Genomic DNA, 25,914 nt, shown 5'->3' with positions numbered 1-25,914 from the left:
CGCCCCGCCGCGCTGGGAGCGTCCCCCTCCCGACCCGCGCAGCGGGTCGAGAGAGGGGTGAAGGCGCGCAGCGCCTCAGGGGGTGCAACCTCTACGCCGCTACAAACTCATTCCACTTCTGGACCATGTAGTTGTTCTCGTCCATCAGCGCGTTCCAGCAGGCAATGCCGCCCATGCGCGACTCGTAGCTGCCGCCGTCGCGCACTGCACCGGCCTTGGCCAGCACGTCGCCATTGGGGCTCTTGATGTCCTGCGTGGCGGGCTTGCCTTCCATCCAGTAGGCCCACTCGTAGGCTTCCATCTTGGACTTGGCGGTCTCCAGCACGGCGCTGTAGTAGCCCTGGCGGTTCAGGTAGGCACCGGCCCAGCCGTCCAGGAACCAGTTGATGAACTCGTACGCGCCATCAAGCTTGCGGCCGCTCAATGTGGCGGGCAGGCCAAAGCCTGCGGCCCAGGCGCGGTAGCCTTCCTTCAGGGGCTGGAAGTTGCAGGCGATGCCCTTGGTGCGCACAGCCGTCACAGCCGGGCTCCACATCGACTGGATCACCACTTCGCCCGACGCCATCAGGTTCACCGACTCGTTGAAGTCCTTCCACAGCGCGCGGAACTGGCCCTGCTTCTTGGCTTCGATCAGGGTCTTGATCGTGAGGTCGATCTCCTTCTTGGTCATGTTGCCCTTGTCGGGGTACTTGTAGATGCCCATGGCCTCGACCACCATGGCGGCGTCCATGATGCCGATGGAGGGGATGTTCAAAATCGCGGTCTTGCCCTTGAACTCGGGGTTGAGCAGCTCGGCCCAGGAGTTGATGGGGCGCTTGATCAGGTCGGGGCGGATGCCCAGCGTGTCGGCGTTGTACACGGTGGGGATCAGCGACATGAACTGCGTGGGCGCGGTCGCAAACTTCTTGGACTTCTCGCCTTCCAGGTAGATCACCTTCTTGGGTGCGGTGCCCTGGTCACCCACGGCCTTGCCGGCCACCTGGCCGGTGGTGAACAGCGTGGTGATCTTGTCGGCGTTCTTGATGCGCTTGGTGTCGATGCCCTTGAGGTTGCCCGTGGGCACGATCTTTTTCAGCGAGAAGTACTCGGTGTCGATCAGGTCAAAGCTGTTGGGCGCGGTGACGGCGCGCTTGGTCACGTCGTCGGTGGTCACGGCCACGTACTGGATCTCGATGCCGGTGTCGGCCTTGAACTTCTCGGCAATCGCCTTGTCCTGGTTCACCGCCGTGCCCAGGTAGCGCAGCACGATCTTTTCCTGCGAATGCACGGCCGGAAACATGCCAGCGGCCAGGATGCCCGCCGTGCCCTTGAGCCGCGAGCGGCGAGCCACACCAGTGGCTTCACGGACAACGCCAGTGGCATCGGAGACAACAACAGGGGAATCAGCACGGGAAGCATCGGACATGGGAAAACTCCTTGGGTTGCGGAAGGGGACGGGTGGAAAAAGAGGGGGTGTGGCGGCGCGGTCAGGCGGCGACGGCTACTGCGGGAGCAGGCACCGCCAGTGATGCGGCAGCAGGCTGGGAGAGCGGGTGTGCCTGGTCGGGCGTCCAGTGCAGTTGCACGCCCTGCCCCACCTGGTAGGGCTGCGCGGCAAAGGCGGCTTCAGACACCATCACCGAATAGGCCGCCGTGGCGTTGGCCGACAAGGCCACGCCCTGCTTTTGCAGGCCCAGCAGCACGTAGGTGCCCTGGTACTCCACGTCGGTCACCACGGCCTGCATGCGCTGGGCACCCCATGGCAATTCGGCACTGGCGGGGGCAATCTGCAGGTGGTCGGTGCGCACGCCCACCTTGCCTTCGGGCGTGTCGATCACGTTGTGCCCCCCCATGAAGCGCGCCACGAATTCGCTGGCGGGCCGGTTGTAGACCTCATGCGGGCTGCCCACTTGCTCGATCACGCCGTGGTTCATCACCACCATGGTGTCGGCCAGGGCCATGGCTTCTTCCTGGCTGTGGGTCACATGGATAAACGTCAGGCCCAGTTCCTTCTGCCAGCGACGCAGCTCGGCGCGCATCTGGATGCGCAGGAAGGGGTCGAGTGCCGACAAAGGTTCGTCCAGCAGCAAGACACGCGGCTGGGTGATGAGGGCCCGCGCCAGCGCTACGCGCTGCTGCTGCCCGCCAGAGAGTTCGGCGGGCTTTCGCTCGGCCAGGTGGCCCATCGCGACGCGCTCCAGCAGGTCACGCGCCTTGGCCTGGCGCTCGGCCTTGGCTACGCCCTTCATCTTGAGGCTGAAAGCCACGTTGTCCAGCGCAGACAGGTGCGGGAACAGCGCAAAGCTCTGGAACATCATGGCCGTGCCGCGCGCGGCGGCGGGCAGGTCAGTGATGTTGCGGTTCTCCAGCAGGATGTCTCCGCTGGTCACCGACTCATGCCCTGCGATCATGCGCAGCGTGGTGCTCTTGCCGCAGCCCGAGGGGCCCAGCAGGCAGCAGTAGCTCCCGCTGGCAATGCGCAGGTTGATCGCATCCACCGCCGGCTTGCCCTGGGCGTAGCGTTTGGTGAGGGCGACGATCTCGATGGCGGCCGGAGTCGGCTCGGGGGTGAGGCTTTGCATGAACTTGCCGTACGCAAAGCCTGTGCCAACTTTGTACACAATGTTTTATTTGTTTTGCATACAAAATGCACCAGCACTGTGCGCGATCGCACCTGCACCAAAGCGCTTGTGCACCACAGTCGGCCCACACGCAGCTCGTTGTGGTGCACACGGTGCACTGCGGGATTTAGTAAATCACCCTACGTCCGCACGCAGGTGCGTGGCTATACTGGCCTCGGCATCAAGAAACAATTTCTTACGTACAGCCCTTCCGCGCTCGCCGCATGAACCTCGACCCACACTCGATGATTGCCATGGCGGGCTTCATGTCCGCCATCATGGCCATCGTGCTGCTGTTCATGCGGCGCTACTACCCGCCCTCCATCCGTGGCGTGGGTGCCTGGGCCGCAGCGCCGCTGCTGTGGCTGGTGTCCACCGTGCTGTTCGGCGCGCGCGGGCTCATCCCAGACTGGCTCAGCCTGGTGCTCGCCAACCAACTGCTGGTGCTGGGCACCGTCACCTACTACATGGGCACGCGCAGCTTCATGGGGCAGCCAACCGTCTGGCGGCCCTGGAACTGGCTGATGGTGGGCACCACCCTGGTGTTCATCGTGCTCACTTACTGGATGCCGCACTACGCACTGCGGGTGGGCTTTTTTACGGTGGTCATGGAGGTGATCTACATCGCACAGATGCGCTTCATGCTGCGCCACGGAGGGCGCAACTTCCCCGTGCGGCTGGTGGAGGTGGTGCTGGCCCTGCACATGGCGGTGCTGGCCGTGCGGCTGATCTCGATCGTGACCGGGAATGCCGGTGCCGACCTGATGGAGCCTTCGCTGTTCCAGACGCTGTACATCGGGGCCTATGTGATCACTGTGCTCATGCTGTCCATCGGCGCGGTGCTCATGGCCACCGACCGCCTGCGTACCGAGCTGGAACACCTGGCCACCCACGACTCCCTTACCAACACACTGAACCGCCGAGCGCTGCTGCAGCGCTGCGATGAAGAGCTGGAGCGCGCACAGCGCTACGGCAACGGGCCGTCCATCATGATGGTGGACCTGGACAACTTCAAGGCCGTGAACGACACCCGAGGCCACCAGCATGGCGATGCGGTGCTGGTGCATTTTGCAGAATGCACCCGCCAGGTGCTGCGCCGCGCGGATCGGCTGGGGCGGTACGGCGGCGAGGAGTTTCTGGTGCTGCTACCCGACGCAGACACTGCCGCCGCCCAGGGCGTGGCCCAGCGCATCCACGCCACGCTGTCCGCCGGCCATCCCCTGGACTGCGAGGTCAGCATCGGGCTCACCAGCTGGACCGGCCCCCACGAAACGCTGGATGCCATGCTGTCACGTGCCGATGCGGCGCTGTACCGCGCCAAGAACGAGGGGCGCAACCGGACCTGCGTCGCTTGATACGACGCAGGGAAGTCCACTGGGTCAGGCCGTCTGCGTGGCCACACCGGCCGATTCAAAGCTCGCCATTTCTGCCAGCACCGCGCAGGACGACTGCAACAGCGGCCACGCCAACGCAGCGCCCGAACCCTCGCCCAGGCGCAGGCCCAGGTCCAGCAGCGGTTCGGCCTGCATTTGCGCCAGCATGAGGCTGTGGCCGCGCTCGCCCGAGCGGTGCGCAAACACGCAGCGCTGCAGCACCGCAGGCTGCAGACGGCTGGCTACCAGCACGGCAGCACTGGTGATAAAGCCATCCACCACAATCACGCGCCGCTCAAGCGCTGCCTGCAACACAGCGCCCACCAGCGTGGCCACCTCATAGCCGCCCAACGCGGCCAATGCGGCCAGCGGCGTGGTGGCCTCGGCATTCGCGTCCAGCGCCTGCTGCAACACGGCGCGTTTGCGCTCGATGCCTGCAGCATTCAGACCCGTGCCAGCGCCCGTGACGTCCGCCAGGGGCAGGCCCGCCAGGCGCGCCAGCAGCAGCGATGCGACCGAGGTGTTGGCAATGCCCATCTCGCCCAGCAGCAACGCATTGCCCGGCAGGCCGCGCACCACCTCCATGCCGTTGAGCAAGGCCTGTGCACATTGTTCAGGCGCCATGGCAGGGCCGACCGAAGCATCCTGGGTGCCCGGCGCCACATTGCGCACCAGCAGGCGCGGTGCACCGGGTGCCGTGTCGCGCGCGGCAATGGTGCGCGCCACACCACAGTCCACCACCGTGAGTTGCAGCCCGTGCTGGCGGGCCAGCACGCTCACTGCGGCACCACCGGCCAGAAAGTTCTCCACCATCTGCCAGGTCACGTCGCTGGGGAAGGCCGAGACACCCTTGGCCGCCAGGCCGTGGTCGCCCGCACACACCAGCATCTGCGGTTGCGTGAGCACGGGGGCCTCAGTGCCCAGCACTTGGCCGATGCGCAGGGCCAGCGCTTCCAGCCGCCCCAGCGAACCGAGTGGTTTGGTCTTGTTGTCCAGCAGGTGCTGCAAACGGGCGGTCAGGGGGGCATCGGTGATGTCAGCGATGGCGGGGACGGTGAACTGGGCCAGTGATTGCATGGTGTGTGAGATAGCGAAAAGAAAAAAGAAACGGGAAGGGCTGAAGGCCGAAGGCACCAGCGCTCAGGCAGTGGCCGAATCTGGCGCGATCAAAGCCTGCAGTGCACCAGGGGCAAAGCTGGCCTCGGCCATGCGGGCCAGGCCGTCGAACACCGCGTCGAGCGTGGGAACGGGCCCCGCGCCCGCACGGCCAAACAGGGCCTGCAACGCGGCGGGGTCTTCGAGCAGGCCATGCAGGTACACACCCAGCACATTGCCCGCCGGGTTTTGCCAAGCGATGCCGGGGATCACCTCACGCGCCATATCGCCCTTGGCGGCCATGGCGGGGTGCTGGGCTGTCTGGCCGTGGTGGATTTCATAGCCCATGACGGACACACCCGCCAGAGCGGCCCAGGCCCCCTGCACAGCACCAAACTGCGCCTGGGTGCGTTGCACGGTCTTGGCAACCTCGAAGGTGGTGACCAGCGGAAGCAGGCCCAGGCCCGGCGCATTGCCGTCGATGCCGGCGGTGTCGATCAGCGCCTCGCCCAGCATCTGCAGGCCGCCACACACGCCCAGCACCGTGCCGCCCTGCCCTGAGTGATGGGCAATGGCCTGGTCCAACCCCTGTGCGCGCAGCCAGGCCAGGTCGGCGGCGGTGGCCTTGGAGCCAGGCAGCACCACCCAGTCGGTGGGCTTCAGCCCCCCCAGGTCGGCCGGGCTGCGCACCCACAGCAGGCGTACGCCGGGCACGTTCTTGAGCGGCTGGAACTCGTCCAGGTTGCTGATGCGCGGGTACGCCACCACGGCCACCGTGGTGTGCACGGCGCCCGCTGACAAGGTGCGGTCGTCAAACACGCCGTCTTCCTCCGGCAAGCCATGGCGCCATTGCATGGGGATGGTGGCCACCGTAGGCACGCCGGTCAGGTCTTGCAGCATCTGCGGCGCAGGGGCCAGCAGGCTGGCGTCACCGCGAAACTTGTTTAGCACAAAGCCATGGATCAGCTCGCGCTCGTCCTCGGGCAGCAGTGCCCAGGTGCCGTACAGGTGGGCGAACGCGCCGCCCCGGTCGATGTCGGTCACCAGCAGGCAGCGCGCATCGGCATGGCGGGCCACGCGCATGTTCACGATGTCGCTCGCGTGCAGATTGATCTCGGCGGGCGAGCCCGCGCCTTCAATCACGACCACGTCGTTCTCTGCCCGCAGCGCATCGAGCGCAGCGGCGATCTGCGGCCACACCTTTTCGCTGCGGCCGCGCCAGGGCATGGCGGTCAACTCTGCGCTCACCTGGCCCATCAGCACGACCTGGCTGTGCGTGTCGGCCTCGGGCTTGAGCAGCAGCGGGTTCATGCGCACCTCGGGCTCGGCGCGGGCTGCAAGCGCCTGGAAATACTGGGCACTGCCGATTTCGCCCATCACACCAGCAGGGCCTGGCACCACACGCGCGTTGTTGCTCATGTTCTGCGCCTTGAACGGCGCGACCTTGAGGCCCAGGTTGCTGTAGTAGCGGCATAGGGCCGTGGTCAGCCAGCTTTTGCCCGCGCCGCTGGTGGTGCCCAGCACCATCACACAGCGGGCTAGCTTGGAAGATGTGTTTGAAGTCAAGGCAGTGGGCGGACCATGCGGTCCATGATGTGGTCGAGTGCTGCCGCCGCATCGGTGCAACGGCCGGTGTGCACGGGGGATGTCTGGATGATGGCGCTGCGCTTGGCGGTGAGCCAGTGGAAGCGCTGGCGGTACGGCAGGCGGGCGATGGGGCCACAGCCTTCGTCGCCCGCGCAGATGGCCACGATGGCGGACAGGTGGCGGCGCACGGTGTCGATGTCGGCGTGCGGATCCATGGCCAGTAGGCGCGCTTCATCGAGCGCGATGGCAGCCTGCAGAAAGCCGGTGCGCTGGCACGACAGGATCACGCCCGCGTTGATGAACTCTTCGCGCTCCACGCGCGGCACCACGCGCACGATGGCGTAGTCATACACCTCAGGCGCGTGCATCGACGGCCTCCTTCAGCGCATTCACCCAAGTGGCGCGCCCGGCAATGCGCGCGCAGAAGTAGTCCACATAGGCTTGGCGGTGGGTAGCGGCAGCGGTCAGCAGGCCTTCTTCGTGGTCGGCACCGGCCAGCAACAAGAACTCGTCGGGCACCTCGGCCAGGATGCCCGCCACCACCTCGGGCGTGAGGCGTGCGGCCAGCTCGGCATCCACCTGCGCGAGCAGCGTGGCCCGGGCCAGCAGCACATGGTCGGCAATGGGCGCAAAAGGTTTGGCGGGCAGAGCCACCGTGCCGTTCCACGAATGGTGAAAAGTCAGCGCCGCGCCATGGTCGATGAGCCAGGGCTGGCGGTGCCACATCAGCAGATTGGTGTTGCGCGCGGTTCGGTCCACATTGCCCACCAGCGCGTCGAACCACACGAGGCGCGAGGCGAAATCATCCGACACGACATCCACCGCCGGGTCGAAATTGAGCGCGCCCGAGAGGTAATCCAGCCCCACGTTCAGGCCGCCGCTGGCGCGTACCAGGTCCTGGATTTCGGGATCGGGCTCGGTCTGCGCCAGGGCGGGGTCGAGCTGGGCCAGCACGATCTCGGGCACAGGCAGGCCCAGCGCACGGGCGATACCACCCGCGTTCATTTCAGCCAGCAGGGCGCGCACGCCCTGTCCTGCACCACGGAACTTGAGCACGTAGGTGCCCAGGTCGTCGCCCTCGACGATGGCGGGCATGGAGCCCCCTTCGCGCAGTGGCGTGACGTAGCGATTGACAGTGATGGTTCTCACAAGGCGTCCTTTGAACCAGTTGAATGGCTGTCGGCGATGGTACGGCTGCTTTCGACAGCCTTCCAGGCCAGCCGCAACGCATCCTGCGCTGCGGGCGCCAGCACCCCCAGGCGCACGCTGCCCGGCAGCCCAAACGAGGTGGTATCGCGCAGCTTGATACCCGCCGCGCGCAAAGCTGCCAGGTCGTTCGGCAGCGACGTGCTGACAGGCTGCGCGCAAAAGTAGTTGGCCAGGCTACCCGCGTGCACCGCCCAGCCCAGGTCCAGGCACAGCGCCTGCTGGCGCGACTTCCACTCGCGCAGGGTGGAGAGGCTGTACACCAGCCAATGCTGCACCACGGGCAACACCCAGGCCTGCAACAAGGCCACGCCATGCGCGCCCACCGGCCACGAAGGCGCCAGGGCCACGAGCGCGCGCACCAGTTCCTCGCTGCCCGCGGGCGCAATGACGTAGGCGGCACGCACACCGGTCAGCCCCAGGGCCTTGTTGGGGGTCCACAGTTGCCAGCAGGTTGCTGGCAACTGTGCAGGCGGCACACCAGTCCACGCGCCTTCAAGGTCGAGCCGCAGGGGGGCATAGGCGCAGTCAAGCACACGCAGCACGTTGGCCCCGTCACCACCGCGCTCCGCGCCGTCGTGCTGCCAGGCGCGCACTGCGGGGTCGGCCAGGCCCAGCGGGCTGGAGGGCTCGCACGCCCACTGCAGGCCCGCCGCCGCGCCATTGCCACGCACAACACCCAACCCGCGCACCTGGGCGGCCTGGGCATAGTCGCCATAACTGTGCGTCGGCAGGGCCACCTGCACCGCACCCTGCTGCGCGGCCAGCGCCGTAAAGCGGTGCATGAACTCGCTGGCGCTGGTCGCCAGCACGATGCGGCCCGGCGCCACGCAGTGGAATGCGCCCAGGCCCTCGCGCAGGGCGGTATAAGCCGGGTCGGGGTAGCGCGTGGCATCGGCCGATTGCACCGCCTCGCGTGCTTCTGCACAGGGGCCACAGGCATTGCTGTTGGTCGAAAAATCAAACAGCGGCACGCCCCCGGCATCCGGGCCGCCGTGCTGGGGCACCCACACGGGCTGGGTTTCAAGGTGCGTCACGTGGACATCCATACAGAGAAAACCATGGCCACCAGCAACTGGAGGGCCGCCACCACCGGCACCAGGGCCAGCACCACCCGGGTGCCGGCGCGCGCCGCCCGCCGCGTATCGAGCGGCCCCGCCCTGCGCCCCTTGCTGTGCAGGGTGTACACACCCGGCTTGGCCAGCCGCACATCCAGCACCAGGGCCATGGCGGCCATGGGCCAGCCGCTGTTGGGCGAAGGCGTCTTGCGCGCCTGGCGCGCCAAGGTGCGCAGCGGCAAACCTTGGGCGCCCAGCACCAACAGCAGGGCCGTGATGCGCGCAGGCAGCCACGACAGCACATCGTCCGCCCGCGCCGCCCATTTGCCCGCCCACTGCCAATAGCGTCCGCCGCGCATGCCGGGGTAGCCCCACATGGCGTCGGCCGTGTTGGCCAGGCGGTACAGCGCCGCCCCCGGCAAGCCCAGCAGCGCAAACCAGAACAGTGGCGCCACCACCGAGTCGTTGAGGTTCTCGGCCAGCGACTCGATGGCGGACTCGCGCACCTGCACGGCGCTCAGGCTGCTTACATCGCGGCTCACCAGGCGTGCGAGCTGCGCGCGGCCTGCGGGCAGCGACTGACCCAGCGCCACCTCCACCGCCAGCACCTCGTCGTGCAGCATGCGCCAGGCCAGCAAGGGCTTGAGCAGCAATGCCAGCAACGCCGCCGCCAGGAAACCGTGCAGCATCAGCGCCAGATGCTGCGCCAGCCCTGAAACTATCAAAACAATAGCTGCCAAGGCACACCAGACAAGCGCAGAGCGCCAAAAAATCTTGAAATCCTGGGCCACAGGCACCAAGGGCGCCAACCGGTCGCCCCACCACTGCAACGCCTTGCCCATCCACACCACGGGGTGCCAGGCCACGGGCGGCTCGCCCAGCCACCAGTCCACCGCCAGGGCCAGCAGCGGGCACCACAAAAGCACCTGGAACAGGGCCCCGCCCATGCCGGGAGCAAGCAAGGCGCTCAGGCTGTCCATGCGCCTCCCACTGTCCGCTCGGCGGGCACTGGCCGTGCAGCCCGCCGCCGACGCGGCACCAGCACACGCCAGGCCACCACACAGGAGGTGATACACAGCGCCCCCCCCAGCAGCGACAGCCCCACGATCAGCACGGTACGCAGTGCCGGGCGCGCCAGCAGCGGCGCGAAGTCGAGACTGTGCAGTCCGTTGTAGAGCAACCGCCGCCAGGGCGTGGAGGCGTCGGCACGCATCACGATGCGGGCGGAGGCAGCGTCGGCGTACACCGTCACTTCGTCCTCAGCCCAGTGGGCACGCCAGACGGGCAGCGGCCGGTGGAAGGAAGTGGATGCGTCATGGTGGCGCGCATAGTACAGGCCGTCGTACTGGGTGAGCCGTTCAATGGTCGGCGGCCTCGCGCCCGGGCGCAGGCCCTGCAGCGCAGCCAGCACCGTCGCATCGGGCACGGCCTGCGCCACGGTGGCCTCGGGTCCGTCGGCACTCACTATGCGTTGCACCACGCCCTCCCCCTGGCCCCGCACCCGGTACCAGGCCTGGCCGGCCATGCGCAAGGTGTCCACCTCCAGCGGCACCAGCCCCTCGGCCGCCGCCAGCGCCACGGCCTCGGCAGGGCCGCGCACCATGCGCGGAGCCTCCCCCGCCCATTGCGTGCGCGCCTGTGGGTCGACCGCGCGGCCGGTAAACACGCCAAACGGGTTCATCGACATCAGGCCCGAGAACATCCAGGTGAGCGTGAACGCCGCCGCCACCAAGCCCAGGATGTGGTGCCAGCGCATCCAGAACTTCTGATAGGGAATCCAGCGCCGCCGGTTCAGGAACAGCTGCCAGATACCAAGCGCAATGCCCGTGGCGGCCAACAGCACACCGGGGATCGAGAGCCACACCACCACGTGGTGCCAGGCCTTGGGGAACTGCCGCAGCACCGTCGGGTAGATCCAGTGCGGCACGGCGCCCAGCCAGTTCCAGAAGCGTTCGGCACGTCGCGTGTCGCGCACCACCTCAGTGGCACCGGGCGACACGTACAGCTCCAACCCGTCGTCGCCGTCGAGCAACACCTTGACCAAGGGACGGTGCACATCCAGGCCCTGGGGCACCGTCCACTGATCCCGCTCCACCCATTCGGAGCCCATGGCACGGCGCCCGCTGAAGGCCTCGGCTAAGGTGGCGGCCTGCGCATCGCTGAGTGGTGGCACCACGGCCCCGGTGCGGGCATCCACCGTGTGCCAGCGCGGGGCCGCGCCCGCCTCTGACGCCGCCAGCATGCGCCACACAGGCGCATCGGCCAGCATGCCCAGCCGCGCCTCGCCGCCACCAGTCGGGCGCAAGCCCGCGCGCTGAGCGGCATCGGGCGCGGCCAGACAGCAATCGGCAGGCAGCTGAAGCGGCGGCAAGGCCGCCAGCCGCTCGGCCTGCGTCAGGCTGGGGAACGGCACGAAGTAGAGCACCACCCCGCTCACGAACCACATGAGGAAAAACAGCGCCAGCACCACGCCCAGCCACTTGTGCACAAAGATGACGAGCTTCTTCACCATGCGCCGCTCCTCACTCGACTCACCGAGATCAGAACGCTGCGCGCGCAGTCAGCTGCACGGAGCGCGGTGCGCCCAGCAGCCAGCGCGCGTTGGCCGTGCCAGCCAGTGCGTAGTCGCGGTCGGCCAGGTTCTTCACCGCCAGGCTGAGCTTGAGGTTGCGCGAATAGTCGTAGGCCAGCGAGGCATCCAGCACCACATACGACGGCAGCTGAGCGGTGTTGGCGGTGTTGCCCTGGCGCTCTCCCACATAGCGTGCGCCAAAACCAGCCTGCCATTGGGGCAGGAAACGGTAGGCCGTCCAGACACTGGCCGTGCGCTGGGGCACGCCCGTGGGCGTGTTGCCATCGCGCGAGACCACGCTGCCCGAGACCAGTTCCTTGAAATCGTCGTAGCGCGCCCGCAGGAAAGCCGCGTTGGCGTCGATGGTCCAGCCGCGCACGGGCTCGGCCGCAAAGGCCAGCTCGATGCCGGTAGACGATTGCCTGCCGATCTGCTGGGTGATGTTGGGGTTGCTGGCATCGCGCGAGAGCAGGTTGCGCTTTTCGATCTGGTACAGAGCCACCGTCCACTCGCCGCGCAGTGCAGGCACCGCGCCCTTGGCGCCCACTTCCACCTGGCGGCCCCGCGTCAGATCGAGGGTGTTGCCGCCGCCGGGCAGCGACAGCGCACCACTCAGCGGATCGGTGCCGGTGCCGAACTGGCCGTAGAGCGACAGTGCATCGCTGGGCGACCACACGGCGCCCAGGCGGCCGGTGACGGGTGAATACTTCTTGACCAGGTTCACGCCGGTGCGCAGGTCGGTGTTGTCCAGCTCCATGCGGTCGCTGCGCAGGCCCGCCACCAGCTTCCACTCGGGCGTGAGATCAAGGGCGTTCTCGGCAAACAAGGCCGTGGCCTGCAGCCTGGAGCGTCGGCCGGGGATGGTGGGCACAGGACTGACAAAGCCCCCGGGCGTGAAGTTGAACGGGTCCACCGTGCTCGCGCCGCCATAGGGCGAGTTGTTGGTGTGCACCAATTCTGTGCGGTACCAGTCCAGGCCCACGATAAAGCGGTTCTTCATGCCACCCAGGTGGCCGTCGAACGTGGCGTCGAAGCGGTTGCCGGTCTGCTCCTGGTCGTGCAGGATCTCCAGGTAGTCGCTGCGGTTCACGGCCGTGCCGGCGGCGTTGAAGGCATAGGCCTCGGCGTTGCGCCAGTGGCGGTCGGTGGTCAGGTGGTAGGTCTCGTTGCGCAGGTGCACGCCCGCGGCGGCCTGCCAGTCGACCTTGGCGCGCAGGATGCGGTCGTCGTACTTGACCACCGAATCGGCCACGTTGAAGTTGGTGCGGCGCAGGCGGTCGTCCAGCATCCCATTGCGCAGCGGCGTGCCGAAGTAGCGCGCGTCGTCGTTCACACCACCGTCCAGTGACAGGGCGACGTTCAGGTCGCGGCTGGCGCGCACGGCCAGGGCTAGGGCGTAGTTGTGGCGCTGCGTGTCCATCAGCGCGCGGTAGCCGTCGCTCTTTTCCGCATCGAGGTAGACCGAGTACGCCAGCAAGTCGTTGATGGGGCCGCGCAGGCCCACGCCGCCCTGCACCGTGCCGAAGGAGCCCACGCTCAAGAACGCTTCGCGCTGCGGGGCACCGAAGATCGGACGCTTGGTCACGTAGTTCACGGCCGCGCCAATGGCGCCGTCGCCATAGAGCACCGAGGCCGGGCCGCGCAGCACCTCGACCGATTCCATGGGCCAGGTCGAGAACGGGTAGGTGATGGTGCCCGAGGCGACGATGAGGCGCGTGCCATCGACCATCTGCGCCACCGAGTTGTGGCCCGCAAAGCCGCGTGCCACCAGACTGGTGCCGCCATTGCCAGGGGCCGGAGCCTCGGTGATACCAGGCATGCGCACGGCCACGTCCTGGGCGCGGGTCAGGCTGCGCTCGGCAATGTCGGCCGTGCCCAGGCTGCTCACGCTGGCCGGTGTCTCCCGCGCAGTGAGGCCCAGGCGCGAGCCCGTGGCGCTGGGCGCGTCAAGCGAGAGCGTGCTGCCGGGCGCGGACAACGTGTCCGTGACCTGGACGGCCGGCAACTCGGCGGTGACCTGGGCCATGGCGGTCTGCGTGGTGCAGGCGAGCACAGCCAGCGACAGGGGGGTGAGGTGTTTGCGCATGAAGAGGACGAACGAAAGAAAAACAGGGGCGGAAGGACGGGCCCCCAAAGCAGCTGCGGGAATGACAGGTTTCAGTCCTCGATGCCGCGCTGCGCCGGAATGCCCGCCTTGAACGCGTGCTTGACCATCTGCATCTCGGTCACCGTGTCGGCCAGCTCGATGATCTCGGGCGGGCAGCGGCGGCCGGTGAGGCACACATGCACCTCCTTGGGCCGGTCGCGCAGCGTCTGCAGCACGCCCTCCAGCGGAAGCCAGCCGTAGATCAGCGGATAGGTGATCTCGTCGAGCACCACCAGAAAATGTTCGCCCGACAGGATGGCGGCGCGCGCCTTCTCCCAGCCGTCGCGCGCCAGCTGGGCCGAGTGCTCCAGGTCCTTGCTCTTCCAGCTGAAGCCATCGCCCAGGCCCTCGATGGGCAGGCCGAGTTGCTCGAACATGCGGTGCTCGCCAAAACGCGCCGTGGGCACCTTCATGAACTGGTAAATCTTGACGGCCTTGCCCCGGCCGTGGGCGCGCAGCGCCAGCCCAAAGGCCGCCGTGCTCTTGCCCTTGCCGTCGCCGGTGTTGACGATGACGATGCCGCGGCGTTCGCCCTCGGGCTTTTCGTAGCGCTTCTCGGTGGGTGGGGTTTCGATCTGCATGGTGTGGGTGCTTTCAAGAAGGGTCGATTCAAGCGCGGGCCAGGCCGGGCGCTGCGGACAGTGAAGACGGACGGCGGGCCTGCCACGCAGCGCCCGCAAGCACCACAAGGGCCATCACCAGCAGGGCCACGATGCCGGCCATGCGCTCGACGGGCGTGGGCTCAGCGGTGTGCATATCGCGCTCGGGCTGGCGCTCCAGCAGCACGCCCATGGCGGGCACAGTGGGTGCGGCGGGCGGTGCCTCGGCCTGGGGGGGCGGTGCAGGCAGGTCGGCAGCAGGCGGTGCGGGCTGCGGCGCCGGGGCCGTTGGCAACTGTGGCGTGGCCACGGCCATGCCGGCAGACGCAGGGGCGATGCCCTGCGCGGCCTGCTCCACCCAGCGGCGTACGCTGGGCAGCTCGGCCGCCAGCGGCGCGGCGCGCGTGAGCTCCTGGTACATCTGCGCCAGTTGTTTTTGCGTGTCGGCATCGGCCTGCCAATAACCCTGGCGCTGTGCCTGCACCAGGCGCTCCAGGGACTGGGCATAGGCCTGTGGATGCTCTTTGAGCCACTCGGGCAGGCCCAGCTGGTGCTTGTCGCGCACCAGCACGTCATAAAAGCTTTGCCAATGGTCGCTGCGCACCGTGTCGGGCGCCACGGCCTGCCAGCCCCAGGCGAACTGCACGGCCTTGAGCACCTGCAGCGTGCCCGAATAGCCCTCGGCCTTCTGCGCCTGGAGCCAGCCAGGGTGCAGGTAGCGCGACTGCATCTCCAGCGCAATGGCGCGCTGCGCGGTCTCGGTGGTGGGCTCGCCTGCATCCTGCAGCTGGGCCACATGCAGCTCCAGCCCCTGCGCTCGCCCAGCCACGCGGGCGGCCGCCGACAGGCCGCCCAGGTACTGGAAAGGGTCGTCCGAGCTGACCATGGCATACAGGTGCGAGCTGCGCGACAGAATGGCTGCATCGGTACGGCGCAGGTGCGCTCCCAGCGCCTTCGCCGCCGTGCCGCCCGCAACCCCCGTCACCGGCTCGCCCTCCAGATAGGGCTGGCTCATGCGTTCGAGGAACATCTGGCCCAGGCGCGCATCGTTGGTTTGCAGCCCGTCGCTTTGCACCGCGTCCGACAGGCCGGTGCCATAGTCGCCCACCGCATTGCCGAAAGATCGCACGCGCGCCAGTTGCTCGGCCTGCGCGCGGGGCACGCCCTGCTTGCGCAGCTCCTGGCCGATCTGCGCGGTATTGCGTGCGATCACATTGCCGGGCTCGGCCGTGGCGGCCTGAGCCACCGCACGGTCCAGCAGCGCCATCAGCGCGGGGAACTGGTCACGGTACGAACCGGTGATGCTCATGAGCACATCAACGCGCGGGCGCTTGAGCTCTTCGGCGGCAATGGTCTCGACGCGCACCGGGCGGCCCGCGTCGTCCCACACCGGGCGCATGCCCAGCGCCACCAGCGCCTGGGCTTCCATGATGCCCTGGTGGCGCAGCGTTTCACCCGCCCACAGCGACAGCGCCATACGCTCTGGCGCCTGGCCGCCATGGCGCGCCTGGTAGTCCTTGAACCAGTCGTTGAACAGCGTCTGCGCCACGGCATAGGCCTGGCGCGTGGGCAGGCGGCTCGGGTCCAGCCCCGTGAGGTTGCGGCCTGTGGGCAGGCTGTCGGGGTTTCGAATGGGGTCGCCACCGTACGCAGCGGGCAGGTAGCGCCCTTCCAGCGCAGCCAGCAAGCCGGGTAGCTCGCCTTCCGTGGCCAGCAGGCGCTCCAGCTCTTGCGCGCGCTGTGCCAGTTGCAGCAGCGCGGGCGTGTCGATGGGTTGGCGCGCTGCGCGGTTGGGCACATGGTCTTGGGCGCGCACCAAGCCGTCCTGTGCTGGCGGCGCATCGGGCAGCGCGGGGCGCAGGTCCAACACGCTGGCAGCCTGCGCGTCGGTCAGCGCCACTTCCAGCCAGCGCGCGGGGCGCGCTGCCAGCACCGCATCGTGCTTGATGAGAAAGGCCTCATCGATGTCCTCGCCCAGCGCCTCGATCAGCGGCTTGCGCAGCGCCTGCAGGATAGTCTCGCGCCGCTGCTCGGGCGCGGGCACGCGGCCGAACACGGCCAGGCCCTTGGGCTGCGAGCTTTGCGCGAGCTGGTCCAGGTAGGGGTGCAGGATTTCAAGAAAGCCGCTGAAATCGGCCGCGATGCGCTCGGCGCTCCAGCCCAGGTCGCGGTGCAACTGGTGCTCCACAAACTGCGCGACCAGCTGCTTTTCGAGCGCGCGGCGCGTGGGGCCTTCGTCCACGGTTTCCCACTCGTGCATCACCTCGTGCATGTGGGCCATGCGTGCCTCGAAGCCCGCCGGGGCGAACACGGGCGTGCGGTGGCTCACCAGCACGGCGCGACCCCGGCGCTTGGCCGTGAGGGCCTCGCCCAGGTTGTCCACAATGTAGGGATAGACCACGGGCAGGTCGCCCAGGGGCAGCAGCGCGTCGTCGTGTACATCCAGCGCACGCGCCTTGCCACCGGCCCACTCCTGCGTGCCGTGGGTGCCGAAGTGGATGAGCGCGTCGGCCTCCAATTGCGCCCACAGGTACACCGCCAGGTAATGGTGCGACAGCGGCGCCTTGGACTTGTGCATGAACGGGTTCTGGCCCAGGCGCAGGGTTTCTTCGCGCGGGGGCTGGGGCAATACCGAGAGCTTGCCCACCTGCAGGCGCGGGATGGCGAACACCTTTTCGCCCTGCCAATCGACCACGTAGCGGCTCTTCTCGGGCGTGCCCCAGTGCGCGTTCATGCGCTCGCGCACGGCCTTCGGCAAGGTGGCCAGGTGCTGCTCGTAGCGCGCCAGCGGCAGCGCGGCGGCCTGGCCGTTTTGCAGCAGCGCGCGCACATCGGCGCCGGGGTAGTAGGCGGCCAGCAGCGGCTTGAGCCCATCGATCCAGCCCTGCTCGGGCACCTGCTGCGTGCGGTAGCCCGCCTGGGCCAGGCCGCCCGACACCTGCTCCAAGCTGCGCGGCACGTTGAGGAATGAGGCGCCGAAGTTGGTTCCACCCGGCGGGTAGTTGTAGACCATGGCCACCAGGCGCTTGTCGGCGGCGGGCTTCGTCTGCAGCGCGATCAGGCGCCGTGCCTTGGCCGCCACGGCCTGGGCCTGGCGCTCGATGAGGCGAAAGTCCCGGCCCTCGGCGCCGTGGGCTGCCACCAGGATGGGGTCGATGGCACCGGCCGCTTCGGGCTGGGCCAGATAGAACGGTACATCGGACAGCGACAGGCCCGTGTCGTTGACCTCCCACGCGGCGGCATCGCCCGCGCGGTAGGGCTGCGTGCCCAACAGCGGCACGCCCCAGCGGGCCAGCAGCGGCTGCAGCGCGGCGGCCTGGGGCACGAGCTGGTGCAGCACCAGGGCAGAGGCATGCAGGCGGCCCTGGCCGGTGCCGCTTTCGAGGGGCAGCTCCAGCACCTCGGCCAGGGTCTGCGCCGTGACCTGCTGGCCAAAGGCCGCATAGGCGAACAGGCCCTGCTGGCGGAAGGTGCGCAGCCAGGCATCGAGCCACTCGGTACTGCCATCCACAAAATGGTGGCGGTGCACCAGCACGGCCACGGCGGGCAGGCTGCGCAGCGCGGGCTGCTCCTGGCGCCAGGCCTCCAGCGCGGCGGCGTGGGGCAGCAGGCGGGGCGCGTCGGGGTGGTAGATGCCCCGGGGGGGCAGGATGTCGGGCGCGGGCAAGGCGGGCATGGCAGCACCCGCCAAGGTGGCACGCGCCAGGGCGATGGCGCTCTTCAGGTTGCGCGGGCCGCCGGCCTGCAGGTAGGCCACCATGCGGGCGGGCGCGTCGAGCGCGGTCAAGTCGGCGGCGGGGGTGCCCGCAGGCACCCAGACCACGCGGCCGGGGAAACGTATGGCACGGGCATTGAGCTGCGCCCCCGCCATGCGGCGCAAGCGCGCCTCCACGCTGGCATGCGGCGCATCCACCCACACCAGCGCAGCGCCCGCCAGCGCGCGCTCCAGCGTCTGGGCCTGGGCCGCGTCCAGCACCGCCGGGCCACCCAGCGGGTAGTCGATATGCACAAAACCCAGGCCCGCCTCGCCAGCCAGGCGCTGCACCATGGCCGTGCGCGGGGCGGTGGTGATGTCGGAGGTGAGCCAGAGCAACACGGGCGCAGACTGCGCGGCCTGCACCAGCGGCGCAGCCAGCAGCAGGCACCACAGTGCCATGCGCAGAATCAGCGCCTTCATGGCTTGGCGGGGTCGGCCGCGCCAGCGCCCGCGTCTGCAGGCGCCACACCGGTTTCGGGGATGTAGACGATATTGCCGTCTTCCAGCTTGTAGGCCACGCCCGCACGCACGCCCTGCCCTTGCGCTGCGCTGCCAGCGCCCTTGAAGCGCACTTCCTTGCCCTGCTCGCGCACGACCACTTCCATGTCGGGCTGGCCTGCATTGCGGATGATGGTGACGCTCTCATGAGCACTGGTCTGGGTCTGCACGGCCACGGCCGTGAGCAGCGCCACCACGAGCACCAGGAACACGTCCACCAGGTTCACGGCCGACAGCATCGGATCGTCGTCGTCCTCGGCCAGGACGTTCAAGTGGCGCAAGCTCATTGCGCCACCCCGCGCTCCTTGCGCACTACCAGCAGCTCGGCCAGCAGCCAGCGGCGGCGCACCGAGTACACCACCAGGCCCACCGACGCGGCGGCCAGCGCCAGCACCACGCCCGCAAAGGCGCCGCTGAAAACGGCCAGCGCCTGCTGGCCGTTGCCCGCCGCCACGCTCTGCAGCGCGGGGCCGAGTGGGATCATCGTGGCGATCAGCCCCAGCATGGGCGACAGGCGGCTGAGCAGGCGCACGGGCTCCACCTGGCGCACCAGTTGCAGCTCCAGCTCTTCCATCGACAAGCCAGGGGCCACGCGCAGCGAGCGGTACTCCGGCTGGCGCCAGCGTTGCCACGCCTCCATGAGCGTGGCGCCGCCCGACCACAGCGCGTAGACAAACGCCAGCCCCACCAGCACCAGCACGGGCCAGAGCAACGACTGCGCAACCTGCGAAAAACCCGATTCGATGTTCATGCTTGCACGTCCTTCATTCCTTGGTTGTTGTTCTTGCGTTGCAGGGAGGGCAGCGCCATCCACATGCCATCCAGATGCCGCACGTGGATGCGGTGGTCAAACACGCTCTCCAGCGCGGCGTGGGTATCGGGCGCATCGCAGGCGCCCTGGTGCAGCACGCGGCCACCCGCCATCACCACCATGTCGTCGGCCTGCAGCGCCAGCGACACCTCGTGCAGCACGCTGACCACCGTGCCCCCCGCATCGACCAGCGCACGCATGGTGTGCAGCCAGTCGGTCTGGTGGGGCGGGTCGAGGTTGGCCAGGGGTTCATCCATCAGCAGCACCTGCGCCTGCACGGCCAGGGCGCGGGCCAGCAGCACGCGCTGGCGCTCGCCCCCCGACAGCTGCGACAGCGGGCGGTGGCGCCAGTCCCAGGCCTGCGTGGTGCGCAGCGCCTGCTCGACGGCCGCGTGGTCGGCCGCGCCCGGCGGCGCCAGCCAGGCCTGGTGCGGCAGGCGGCCCAGCATGGCCACGTCGTAGCTTGTCAGGTCGTCGGCCGAGCCTTCGTTCTGGCCCAGCCAGGCGAGCTGGCGGGCGCGTTCGCGCGCCGGGATTTGCGCCAGCGGGCGGCCCAGCAGCAACACGTCGCCCTGCACCGCTGCGCGCGGCAACAGGCCCGCCAGCACCTTGAGCAGGGTGGACTTGCCCGCGCCGTTGGGCCCGACGATGCTGGTCCAGCGCCCGGCGGGCAATTGCAGGTCGATGCTCTGCAGTATCAAGCGATTTCCGATGCTTGCGCCTATCTGGAAAGCACTGATAGCTATTGAATTCATAGTGCACCGCCTTGCGCCGTGCGCCGGTGCATGAGCCACAGCAGGTAGGTGCCGCCCAGCGCCGCCGTGAGCACGCCCACGGGCAGCTCCTGCGGCGCCAGCAGCCAGCGCGCCAGGATGTCGGCCGCCAGCAGCAGCACCGCGCCCATCAGGCTGGAGAGCACGATGTGCCGCTCGTGCGTCACGCGCACGATGGAGCGCACCAGGTGTGGCGCGGCCAGCCCCACAAAGGCGATGAGCCCCGTTTGCGCCACGGCAGCGCCCGTAGCCAGCGCCATGGCGGCCACCAGCCCGGCGCGCATGGGCATGAGCGGCAGGCCCAGGCTGGCGGCCGTGGCCTCGCCCAGCGTGAGGCCGTCGAGCGCACGCGCCAGCATCCAGGCGACCATCGAACACAGCCCCCAGGCCACGGCCATGAGCACACAGGCCATCCAGCCCACAAAGGCCGTGCTGCCCAGAATGAAGGCCTGCATGGCCTGCAGGATATCGGGCGAGGCCAGCTCCACCAAGTCGCGCAGCGCGCCCAGCACCACCCCCACAATCACGCCCGCCAGCAGCAGGCGCAGCGTGTGCTGCACGCCTTTGGCCAACAGCAGCGTGAGCACCACCGCCCCCGCCGCGCCCAAAAATGCCATGCCCGTGATGCCGATGCGCGCCAGCCACTGCGCTGCCACCGGTGACACGCCGAACATCGCCATCGCCACCGCCCCGCCCAGCGCGGCGCCCGAGGCGCTGCCCAGCAGGTAGGGGTCGGCCAGCGGGTTGCGGAACAGCCCCTGCGCCACCGCGCCTGACAGGCCCAGCAGCGCACCCGCCAGCCACGCACCCAGCGTGCGCGGCAGGCGGATGTCCCACACGATCTGCCAGGCCACAGGGTCACCGTGCATGCGCAGCACGCTGTCAAAGCCCGTGCTGCCCACGCTGGCGCCACACACGGCCAGCACAACACTGGCCAGCAGCAGCCAAGCGGCGCACCATGCTGCGCGGCGGCTGGCGGAACCAGTGGGCAAGTCCATGGCAACGTAGGTCACGAGGATTTATCCACCAGGCAGCGCGCCATGATGCGGGCGGCCTCGGCCATGCGGGGCCCGGGGCGCACCACCACGTCGGAATCGCCGGGGCCGAACACGCACAGCCGGTTGTCGCGGATGGCGCGCATGCTGGCCCAGCCGGGGTACGGCACCATGGCCTGCATGCTGCGGTTGCCGATCATGATGATGTCGGGGTTGGCGCGCACGACAAACTCGGGGTTCAGGCGCGGAAACGGGCCCAGCGACGCCGGCACCACGTTGCGCACGCCCAGGCGGGTGAGCGATTCGCCGATGAACGACGCCTCGCCCGCCGCGTAAGGCCCCCGGCTCACCTCGAAGTACACGCGTGCATTTTTGGCTTTGGGCGGCAGGGACTGTGCCGCCGCCAGCACGCCCGCATCGATCACACGCCAGAGGCGGTCAGAGCCCTGGGCACGCGGCACGCCCAGCAGGTCGCTGACAGTGCCCAGCACGCGGCGCACGTCGGCATGGGTCTTGGGCTCCAGTTGCACCACCGTGAGGCCCAGCGCCTCCAGCCGGTCGCTGGCGCGCGAGCTGACGGACATGAGCACCAGGTCCGGCTTGAGCGCCACGATGGCCTCGATGCTCGGGTCGATGCCGCCTCCCACCTTGGGCAGCTTGCCGATCACGGCCTCGGGCCAGTTGGAATAGCGGTCCACCCCCACCAGCCGGTGGCATTGCTCTAGCTCGCACACGCTTTCGGTCAACGAGGGCAGCAGGCTCACGATGCGCTGCGGCGGCCGGGGCAGCGAGACCTCGCGGCCCCGGTCGTCCTTGATGTGCACCGGCTGCGCCTGCGCCAGCCCGGCCATGAGCAGGCCCAGCACGATGAGGATGGCGATCACCCACAGGATGCGGCGCACGGGGGTGGGTTTCATCAGCAAGGTTCTTTCAAAGTGAGGGGCAGCCCGGCGGCCATCAGCGTGACGCGGGGGCACACCTGGGCCACCTGCTGATTCAGCGTGCCCAGTGCATCCACAAAGGCACGCACCTCGCGCCCCATCGGGATGACCCCCAGGCCAATTTCGTTGCCCACCAGAACAACGGGGCCGGGGGATTTCCGAACCGCTCCTAAAAACATAGCTACCTGCGCTTTCCAGTCGAGCGCAAGGGCCTGTTTTTGTTCAAAACTCATGGTTTCCACACCCAGGGGCATGCTCCAGTGGGTGAGCCACAGCGTGAGGCAGTCCACTACCAGCAGGGTCTGCGGCGTGCTGAGCCGCGTGAGGGCTGCGGCCACGTCGTGCGGCTCTTCCACCGTCTGCAGACCCGGAACCCGTTCGGCGCGGTCACGCTGGTGGCGGGAGATGCGCTCGCGCATTTCGTCGTCCCAGGCTTCGCCGGTGGCAATCAACACCGCGCGGTGATCAGCGGACTGCGCCAGCCAGTCGCGCGCCAGCAGCTCGGCGCGGCGGGACTTGCCGCTCTTCTGGCCGCCCAGGATCAGTTCGGTGGTAATGGTCATGCCGATGCGCCCCCCAGCAGCTGCGCCACGGCTTCGGTGCTGGACGGAAACCATGCGTGGAAATAGCTGGCATGGATGCTGCCCTGCCGGTACAGCGCCTCGCCCGCATCCGGCGCAACCGCCTCGTTCGGGCGCGCCGTGCGGGCCACCACAGGGGCGCTGCTGTCGCTGGTCGAATAGTGGAAGGTGTGGCCGCGCAGGGTGTGCCCGGCCACGGCCAGTTGCTGCGGGCCCAGCGCCGCCAGGCGTTTTTGCATGGTCACATGGCCGGGCAACAGCCCCCACAGCGCGGCCTTGTTGCCGTCGGCCAGGGTGATCGATTCAAACAACGCCATCATGCCGCCGCACTCGGCCCACAGGGGTTTGCCTGCCTCCACATGGGCACGCAGGCTGGCCTGCATTCCGGTGTTGGCTGCGATCTGCGCGGTGTGCAGCTCCGGGTAGCCGCCGAGCAGCCACACCGCGTCGCAGTCGGGCAGCGCGGCATCGTGCAGCGGCGAGAAAAACACCACGCGCGCGCCCATCTGTTCGAGGGATTGCACGTTGGCAGCGTAGATAAAACAGAAGGCCGCATCACGCCCCACAGCCACCGTGCGGCCTGCCAGCAGGCGCGGCACGGCGGGCGCCGATGCGGGCGCCGGGAAATCCACAGCCCAGCACTGCAGGTCGTCCAGGTCCATCTGGCCCAGCGGCGTGGCAGCCAGCGCGTCGGCGGCGGCGTCCAGCCGCTGCAGGCTGTCTTCCAGCTCGTGTGCGGCCACCAGGCCCAGGTGGCGCTCGGGCAGCAATGCGGCAGCCGCCTTGGCGGCAGCGGGCACCTTGCCGGTAGCCTGCACCCGCATCAGTGCGCCCATCCAGTCGTCGGGATCCTGCAGGCCGTCCCGCAGCATGTCGGCATGGCGTGCGCTGCCCACGCGGTTGGCCAGCACCCCTGCCCAGGGCAGGCCGGGGCGGTAGTGGCGCAGGCCAAACGCCAGTGCGCCAAACGTGCCCGCCATGGCCGAGGCATCGACCACGGCCAGCACCGGCACACCAAAGTGCCGGGCCAGGTCGGCCGCGCTAGGGCTGCCGTCAAACAGCCCCATCACGCCTTCGATGAGGATCAGGTCCGACTCGCGTGCAGCGTCATGAAGGCGCTGCGCGCAGTCGGCCTCGCCATTCATCCACAGGTCGAGCTGGTGCACGGGCGCACCGCTGGCGAGCTGGTGCCAGTGCGGGTCCAGAAAGTCCGGCCCACACTTGAAGACCCGCACGCGCCGCCCCTGGCGCGCATGCAAGCGCGCCAGGGCGGCGGTGACGGTGGTCTTGCCCTGCCCAGAGGCCGGGGCTGCGATCAGCAGCGCCGGGCCGCGGGCAGCGGCGGTGGCAGAGGCCGCCAGGGTCACTGCGGCGCCCACTTCACCCCGACGTAGACCGTGCGGCCAGCAGTGGCGTAAGTACGGGCCAGCTGGTAGTCCTTGTCGGCCAAGTTGTCGATGCGGGCGAGCAGGGTGTAGTCGCGCGCGATGCGGGTGCTGGCGTACAGGTTGACCAGCACATAGCCGCCCAGCACGTTGGTGTTGGCAACGGTATCGAAGCGGCTGCCCGAGGCCTGCACTTCGGCGCCCACGGTCCAGCCCGCCAGGCGTGTGTCGGCGCCAAAGGTGGCGTGCTGCTTGGCGCGGCGCGCCAGCTGCTTGCCGGTGTCCAGGTCACGCGGGCGCTGCAGGTCGATGGAGCCATGCAGTTGCACATCGCCCATACGGTGCGAGCCAGCAAACGTCACGCCCTTGTACTCGGCGCGTGCCGTGTTGGCGTAGCAGCCAAAGCTCGAAGCACAGGTGCCTGCGCCACCGAAGGAGATCAGGTTGCTCACGCGGTTGCGGAACAGCGTGGCCGAGAACGTGCTGCCGCCTTGGGCGTAGCGCAGCGCCAGCTCGGCATTGCGGCTGCTTTCGGGACGCAGCGTGGCCACGCCGTATTCGCTGAAGCGGTGGTACAGCGTGGGCGCACGGAAGGCCGTGCCCACCGATGCCGTGGCGCGCCACTGCGGGGTGATGGCGTAGCCATAGGCCGCGCTGCCGGTGCTCTTGCCGCCAAACTCGCTGTCGGAATCGTGGCGCACGTTGAGCTGTACGGTGTGGCCTGCGGCGTTGTAGCCATAGCCCAGGGCCAGCGCATCCTGCGAGCGTTTGGCGTCGATGGGCTTGTTCTCCAGGCGGTCTTCGCGGCGCTCCAGCGCAGCGGTGACCAGGTGTGCGCCCTGGCGGTACTCATTCTGGAAGTAGTAGCCACGCAGGCGCGTGTCGCTGAGATAGGGCGAAGGACGGGTTTCGTACTCATCGCGCGAGTCGGTGATGGACAGGCGCGTCTTGTAGGCGCTGCTCCACTGGGCATTCCAGTTCAGCCCCAGCGCGTGCATGGTGTGCAGGTTGCGGTCGTCCTTGCCCAGGCCGTTGTCGTAGCCGCTGTTGGTGTCGTTGACCATCAGCGTGCCTTCGAGGCGGTGCACGGCATCGACCTGCAGGCCCACGCGGGCGTGGCCTGCGGTGTTGCGGTAGCCGTCGCGGTCGGGGTTCTGCGTGGCGACAGTGCGGGCGTTGAAGCCCTTGCTGTTTTCGCGGGACAGGCCCAGCGCGTAGTCCAGGGTGCCGCGGGCACCGCTGATACCGGCCTCCAGCTTGGAGGTGCCATGGCTGCCCACGCCCGCGCCCACATAGGGCGCCGTGCCGTTCTCGCCGCGCTTGGTGAAGATCTGCACCACCCCGCCCATGGCGTCCGAGCCATACACGGCCCCAGCCGGGCCACGCAGCACTTCGATGCGGTCAATCAGGCCGAGCGGAATGCTCTCCCAGGGCGCACCGCCAGTGGACTGCGAATCGATGCGCACGCCGTCGATGTACACCGCCGTGAAGCGCGACTCGGCGCCGCGCAGGAACACGCCAGTGGTCGTGCCCGGGCCGCCATTGCGCGAGAACTCCACCCCTGGCAAGCGCGCCAGCAGGTCGGCCAGGCCGGTGGCGCCGCTGGTTTCGATGGTTTCGCGGTCCACGATGGACACGTCGGCGACCAGGTCGGTGAGCGGCTGCGGCGTGCGCGTGGCAGCCACCACGGTCTCGCCGAGCTGGGGCGCGCGCAGATTCTGGGCCAGCAGTTCACCAGCGCCGGGCACGGTCTGGGCCAGGGCACTGCAGGCACTGCCAACCGCCAGGGCCACCAGCGCAAGGCGTTGGGCGGGCACGCGCAGCGACGCCACAGGGCGCGCACGAAGGGTACGGATTTTCATGGGGATCATCGTCAACAAACAACCCGGGGCCGGCCTCCCGCCAGCATGTGGGTGATACAGCCGCGCAGCGCCAAA

General features: G+C 68.6%; 21 protein-coding genes. 1 reads left to right on the top strand and 20 read right to left on the bottom strand.

The window, feature by feature from the left end; all coding sequences use genetic code 11:
- Positions 1-91: 91 nt before the first annotated feature.
- Complete coding sequence (locus ACYZGB_RS05285) at positions 92-1,405, bottom strand: ABC transporter substrate-binding protein (RefSeq protein ID WP_462387174.1); 1,314 nt, start codon at positions 1,403-1,405, stop codon at positions 92-94.
- A 61-nt stretch (positions 1,406-1,466) separates the two neighbouring features.
- Positions 1,467-2,561 (bottom strand): ABC transporter ATP-binding protein, encoded by a 1,095-nt coding sequence (locus tag ACYZGB_RS05280; protein ID WP_462387172.1) that lies wholly within the window; start codon positions 2,559-2,561, stop codon positions 1,467-1,469.
- A gap of 284 nt (positions 2,562-2,845) precedes the next feature.
- Here ACYZGB_RS05280 and ACYZGB_RS05275 point away from each other — a divergent pair, with 284 nt between their 5' ends.
- Complete coding sequence (locus ACYZGB_RS05275) at positions 2,846-3,955, top strand: GGDEF domain-containing protein (protein WP_431153077.1); 1,110 nt, start codon at positions 2,846-2,848, stop codon at positions 3,953-3,955.
- Positions 3,956-3,979: 24 nt separating this feature from the next.
- On the opposite strand, the gene cobT is transcribed toward ACYZGB_RS05275, so the two are convergent.
- The 18 genes from cobT to ACYZGB_RS05185 all read right to left on the bottom strand — a co-directional run bounded on the left by cobT (position 3,980) and on the right by ACYZGB_RS05185 (position 25,839).
- Positions 3,980-5,050 carry a nicotinate-nucleotide--dimethylbenzimidazole phosphoribosyltransferase gene (gene cobT / locus ACYZGB_RS05270; RefSeq protein WP_462387171.1) on the bottom strand — a complete coding sequence of 357 codons (1,071 nt, stop codon included), beginning with the start codon at positions 5,048-5,050 and terminating at the stop codon, positions 3,980-3,982.
- Positions 5,051-5,113: 63 nt separating this feature from the next.
- Positions 5,114-6,595: a cobyric acid synthase gene (locus tag ACYZGB_RS05265; RefSeq protein WP_462387331.1), complete on the bottom strand. Its 1,482-nt coding sequence runs from the start codon at positions 6,593-6,595 to the stop codon at positions 5,114-5,116.
- 35 nt (positions 6,596-6,630) lie between these two features.
- Complete coding sequence (locus tag ACYZGB_RS05260) at positions 6,631-7,023, bottom strand: DUF3037 domain-containing protein (protein WP_462387170.1); 393 nt, start codon at positions 7,021-7,023, stop codon at positions 6,631-6,633.
- On the bottom strand, positions 7,010-7,804 hold the full coding sequence (locus ACYZGB_RS05255) for a HipA family kinase (RefSeq protein WP_462387169.1): 795 nt from the start codon (positions 7,802-7,804) through the stop codon (positions 7,010-7,012). The genes ACYZGB_RS05260 and ACYZGB_RS05255 overlap by 14 nt, the downstream gene beginning before the upstream one ends.
- Positions 7,801-8,910 (bottom strand): aminotransferase class I/II-fold pyridoxal phosphate-dependent enzyme, encoded by a 1,110-nt coding sequence (locus tag ACYZGB_RS05250; RefSeq protein ID WP_462387167.1) that lies wholly within the window; start codon positions 8,908-8,910, stop codon positions 7,801-7,803. The genes ACYZGB_RS05255 and ACYZGB_RS05250 overlap by 4 nt, the downstream gene beginning before the upstream one ends.
- Positions 8,895-9,899, bottom strand: coding sequence for an adenosylcobinamide-phosphate synthase CbiB (cbiB, locus tag ACYZGB_RS05245; protein WP_462387165.1), 1,005 nt, complete (start codon positions 9,897-9,899; stop codon positions 8,895-8,897). The genes ACYZGB_RS05250 and cbiB overlap by 16 nt, the downstream gene beginning before the upstream one ends.
- Entirely contained in the window at positions 9,887-11,431 is a 1,545-nt protein-coding gene (locus tag ACYZGB_RS05240; RefSeq protein WP_462387163.1) for a PepSY domain-containing protein, read from the bottom strand. The genes cbiB and ACYZGB_RS05240 overlap by 13 nt, the downstream gene beginning before the upstream one ends.
- Positions 11,432-11,459: 28 nt before the next feature.
- Positions 11,460-13,577 (bottom strand): TonB-dependent receptor, encoded by a 2,118-nt coding sequence (locus ACYZGB_RS05235; RefSeq protein ID WP_462387161.1) that lies wholly within the window; start codon positions 13,575-13,577, stop codon positions 11,460-11,462.
- A gap of 71 nt (positions 13,578-13,648) precedes the next feature.
- Positions 13,649-14,218 (bottom strand): cob(I)yrinic acid a,c-diamide adenosyltransferase, encoded by a 570-nt coding sequence (cobO, locus tag ACYZGB_RS05230; RefSeq protein WP_057223360.1) that lies wholly within the window; start codon positions 14,216-14,218, stop codon positions 13,649-13,651.
- Between the two features lie 28 nt (positions 14,219-14,246).
- Positions 14,247-18,413, bottom strand: a complete 4,167-nt coding sequence (gene cobN / locus ACYZGB_RS05225; protein WP_462387159.1) for a cobaltochelatase subunit CobN — start codon at positions 18,411-18,413, stop codon at positions 14,247-14,249.
- Complete coding sequence (locus ACYZGB_RS05220) at positions 18,410-18,778, bottom strand: DUF2149 domain-containing protein (protein ID WP_462387157.1); 369 nt, start codon at positions 18,776-18,778, stop codon at positions 18,410-18,412. The genes cobN and ACYZGB_RS05220 overlap by 4 nt, the downstream gene beginning before the upstream one ends.
- A complete protein-coding gene (locus ACYZGB_RS05215; RefSeq protein ID WP_462387155.1) occupies positions 18,775-19,242 on the bottom strand; it encodes a hypothetical protein in 468 nt (155 codons plus the stop codon). The genes ACYZGB_RS05220 and ACYZGB_RS05215 overlap by 4 nt, the downstream gene beginning before the upstream one ends.
- Positions 19,239-20,057: an ABC transporter ATP-binding protein gene (locus tag ACYZGB_RS05210; protein ID WP_462387154.1), complete on the bottom strand. Its 819-nt coding sequence runs from the start codon at positions 20,055-20,057 to the stop codon at positions 19,239-19,241. Before ACYZGB_RS05210 ends, ACYZGB_RS05215 begins: the two co-directional genes overlap by 4 nt.
- A complete protein-coding gene (locus ACYZGB_RS05205; RefSeq protein WP_462387330.1) occupies positions 20,054-21,073 on the bottom strand; it encodes a FecCD family ABC transporter permease in 1,020 nt (339 codons plus the stop codon). Before ACYZGB_RS05205 ends, ACYZGB_RS05210 begins: the two co-directional genes overlap by 4 nt.
- Positions 21,074-21,084: 11 nt before the next feature.
- Entirely contained in the window at positions 21,085-21,987 is a 903-nt protein-coding gene (locus ACYZGB_RS05200; protein ID WP_462387153.1) for an ABC transporter substrate-binding protein, read from the bottom strand.
- Entirely contained in the window at positions 21,987-22,574 is a 588-nt protein-coding gene (locus ACYZGB_RS05195; RefSeq protein ID WP_462387152.1) for a bifunctional adenosylcobinamide kinase/adenosylcobinamide-phosphate guanylyltransferase, read from the bottom strand. The genes ACYZGB_RS05200 and ACYZGB_RS05195 overlap by 1 nt, the downstream gene beginning before the upstream one ends.
- Positions 22,571-23,971: a cobyrinate a,c-diamide synthase gene (locus tag ACYZGB_RS05190; protein ID WP_462387151.1), complete on the bottom strand. Its 1,401-nt coding sequence runs from the start codon at positions 23,969-23,971 to the stop codon at positions 22,571-22,573. Before ACYZGB_RS05190 ends, ACYZGB_RS05195 begins: the two co-directional genes overlap by 4 nt.
- A complete protein-coding gene (locus tag ACYZGB_RS05185; RefSeq protein WP_462387150.1) occupies positions 23,956-25,839 on the bottom strand; it encodes a TonB-dependent receptor domain-containing protein in 1,884 nt (627 codons plus the stop codon). The genes ACYZGB_RS05190 and ACYZGB_RS05185 overlap by 16 nt, the downstream gene beginning before the upstream one ends.
- Between the last annotated feature and the right edge of the window lie 75 nt (positions 25,840-25,914).

The sequence above is a fragment of the Acidovorax sp. Q11 genome, assembly GCF_054950075.1.
The sequence above is the reverse complement of the archived record's forward strand: the minus strand, read 5'-3'. Positions and strand labels throughout refer to the sequence as shown.

Coding starts and splice junctions, on each gene's coding strand:
- ACYZGB_RS05195 (WP_462387152.1), bottom strand. CDS start 22,574: ATGACCATTACCACCGAACTGATCCTGGGCGGCCAGAAGAGCGGCAAG.
- ACYZGB_RS05210 (WP_462387154.1), bottom strand. CDS start 20,057: ATGAATTCAATAGCTATCAGTGCTTTCCAGATAGGCGCAAGCATCGGA.
- ACYZGB_RS05265 (WP_462387331.1), bottom strand. CDS start 6,595: ATGGTGCTGGGCACCACCAGCGGCGCGGGCAAAAGCTGGCTGACCACG.
- ACYZGB_RS05250 (WP_462387167.1), bottom strand. CDS start 8,910: ATGGATGTCCACGTGACGCACCTTGAAACCCAGCCCGTGTGGGTGCCC.
- cobO (WP_057223360.1), bottom strand. CDS start 14,218: ATGCAGATCGAAACCCCACCCACCGAGAAGCGCTACGAAAAGCCCGAG.
- ACYZGB_RS05200 (WP_462387153.1), bottom strand. CDS start 21,987: ATGAAACCCACCCCCGTGCGCCGCATCCTGTGGGTGATCGCCATCCTC.
- ACYZGB_RS05240 (WP_462387163.1), bottom strand. CDS start 11,431: ATGGTGAAGAAGCTCGTCATCTTTGTGCACAAGTGGCTGGGCGTGGTG.
- ACYZGB_RS05220 (WP_462387157.1), bottom strand. CDS start 18,778: ATGAGCTTGCGCCACTTGAACGTCCTGGCCGAGGACGACGACGATCCG.
- ACYZGB_RS05235 (WP_462387161.1), bottom strand. CDS start 13,577: ATGCGCAAACACCTCACCCCCCTGTCGCTGGCTGTGCTCGCCTGCACC.
- ACYZGB_RS05205 (WP_462387330.1), bottom strand. CDS start 21,073: ATGGACTTGCCCACTGGTTCCGCCAGCCGCCGCGCAGCATGGTGCGCC.
- cbiB (WP_462387165.1), bottom strand. CDS start 9,899: ATGGACAGCCTGAGCGCCTTGCTTGCTCCCGGCATGGGCGGGGCCCTG.
- ACYZGB_RS05280 (WP_462387172.1), bottom strand. CDS start 2,561: ATGCAAAGCCTCACCCCCGAGCCGACTCCGGCCGCCATCGAGATCGTC.
- ACYZGB_RS05215 (WP_462387155.1), bottom strand. CDS start 19,242: ATGAACATCGAATCGGGTTTTTCGCAGGTTGCGCAGTCGTTGCTCTGG.
- ACYZGB_RS05275 (WP_431153077.1), top strand. CDS start 2,846: ATGATTGCCATGGCGGGCTTCATGTCCGCCATCATGGCCATCGTGCTG.
- ACYZGB_RS05185 (WP_462387150.1), bottom strand. CDS start 25,839: ATGAAAATCCGTACCCTTCGTGCGCGCCCTGTGGCGTCGCTGCGCGTG.
- ACYZGB_RS05285 (WP_462387174.1), bottom strand. CDS start 1,405: ATGTCCGATGCTTCCCGTGCTGATTCCCCTGTTGTTGTCTCCGATGCC.
- ACYZGB_RS05260 (WP_462387170.1), bottom strand. CDS start 7,023: ATGCACGCGCCTGAGGTGTATGACTACGCCATCGTGCGCGTGGTGCCG.
- cobN (WP_462387159.1), bottom strand. CDS start 18,413: ATGAAGGCGCTGATTCTGCGCATGGCACTGTGGTGCCTGCTGCTGGCT.
- cobT (WP_462387171.1), bottom strand. CDS start 5,050: ATGCAATCACTGGCCCAGTTCACCGTCCCCGCCATCGCTGACATCACC.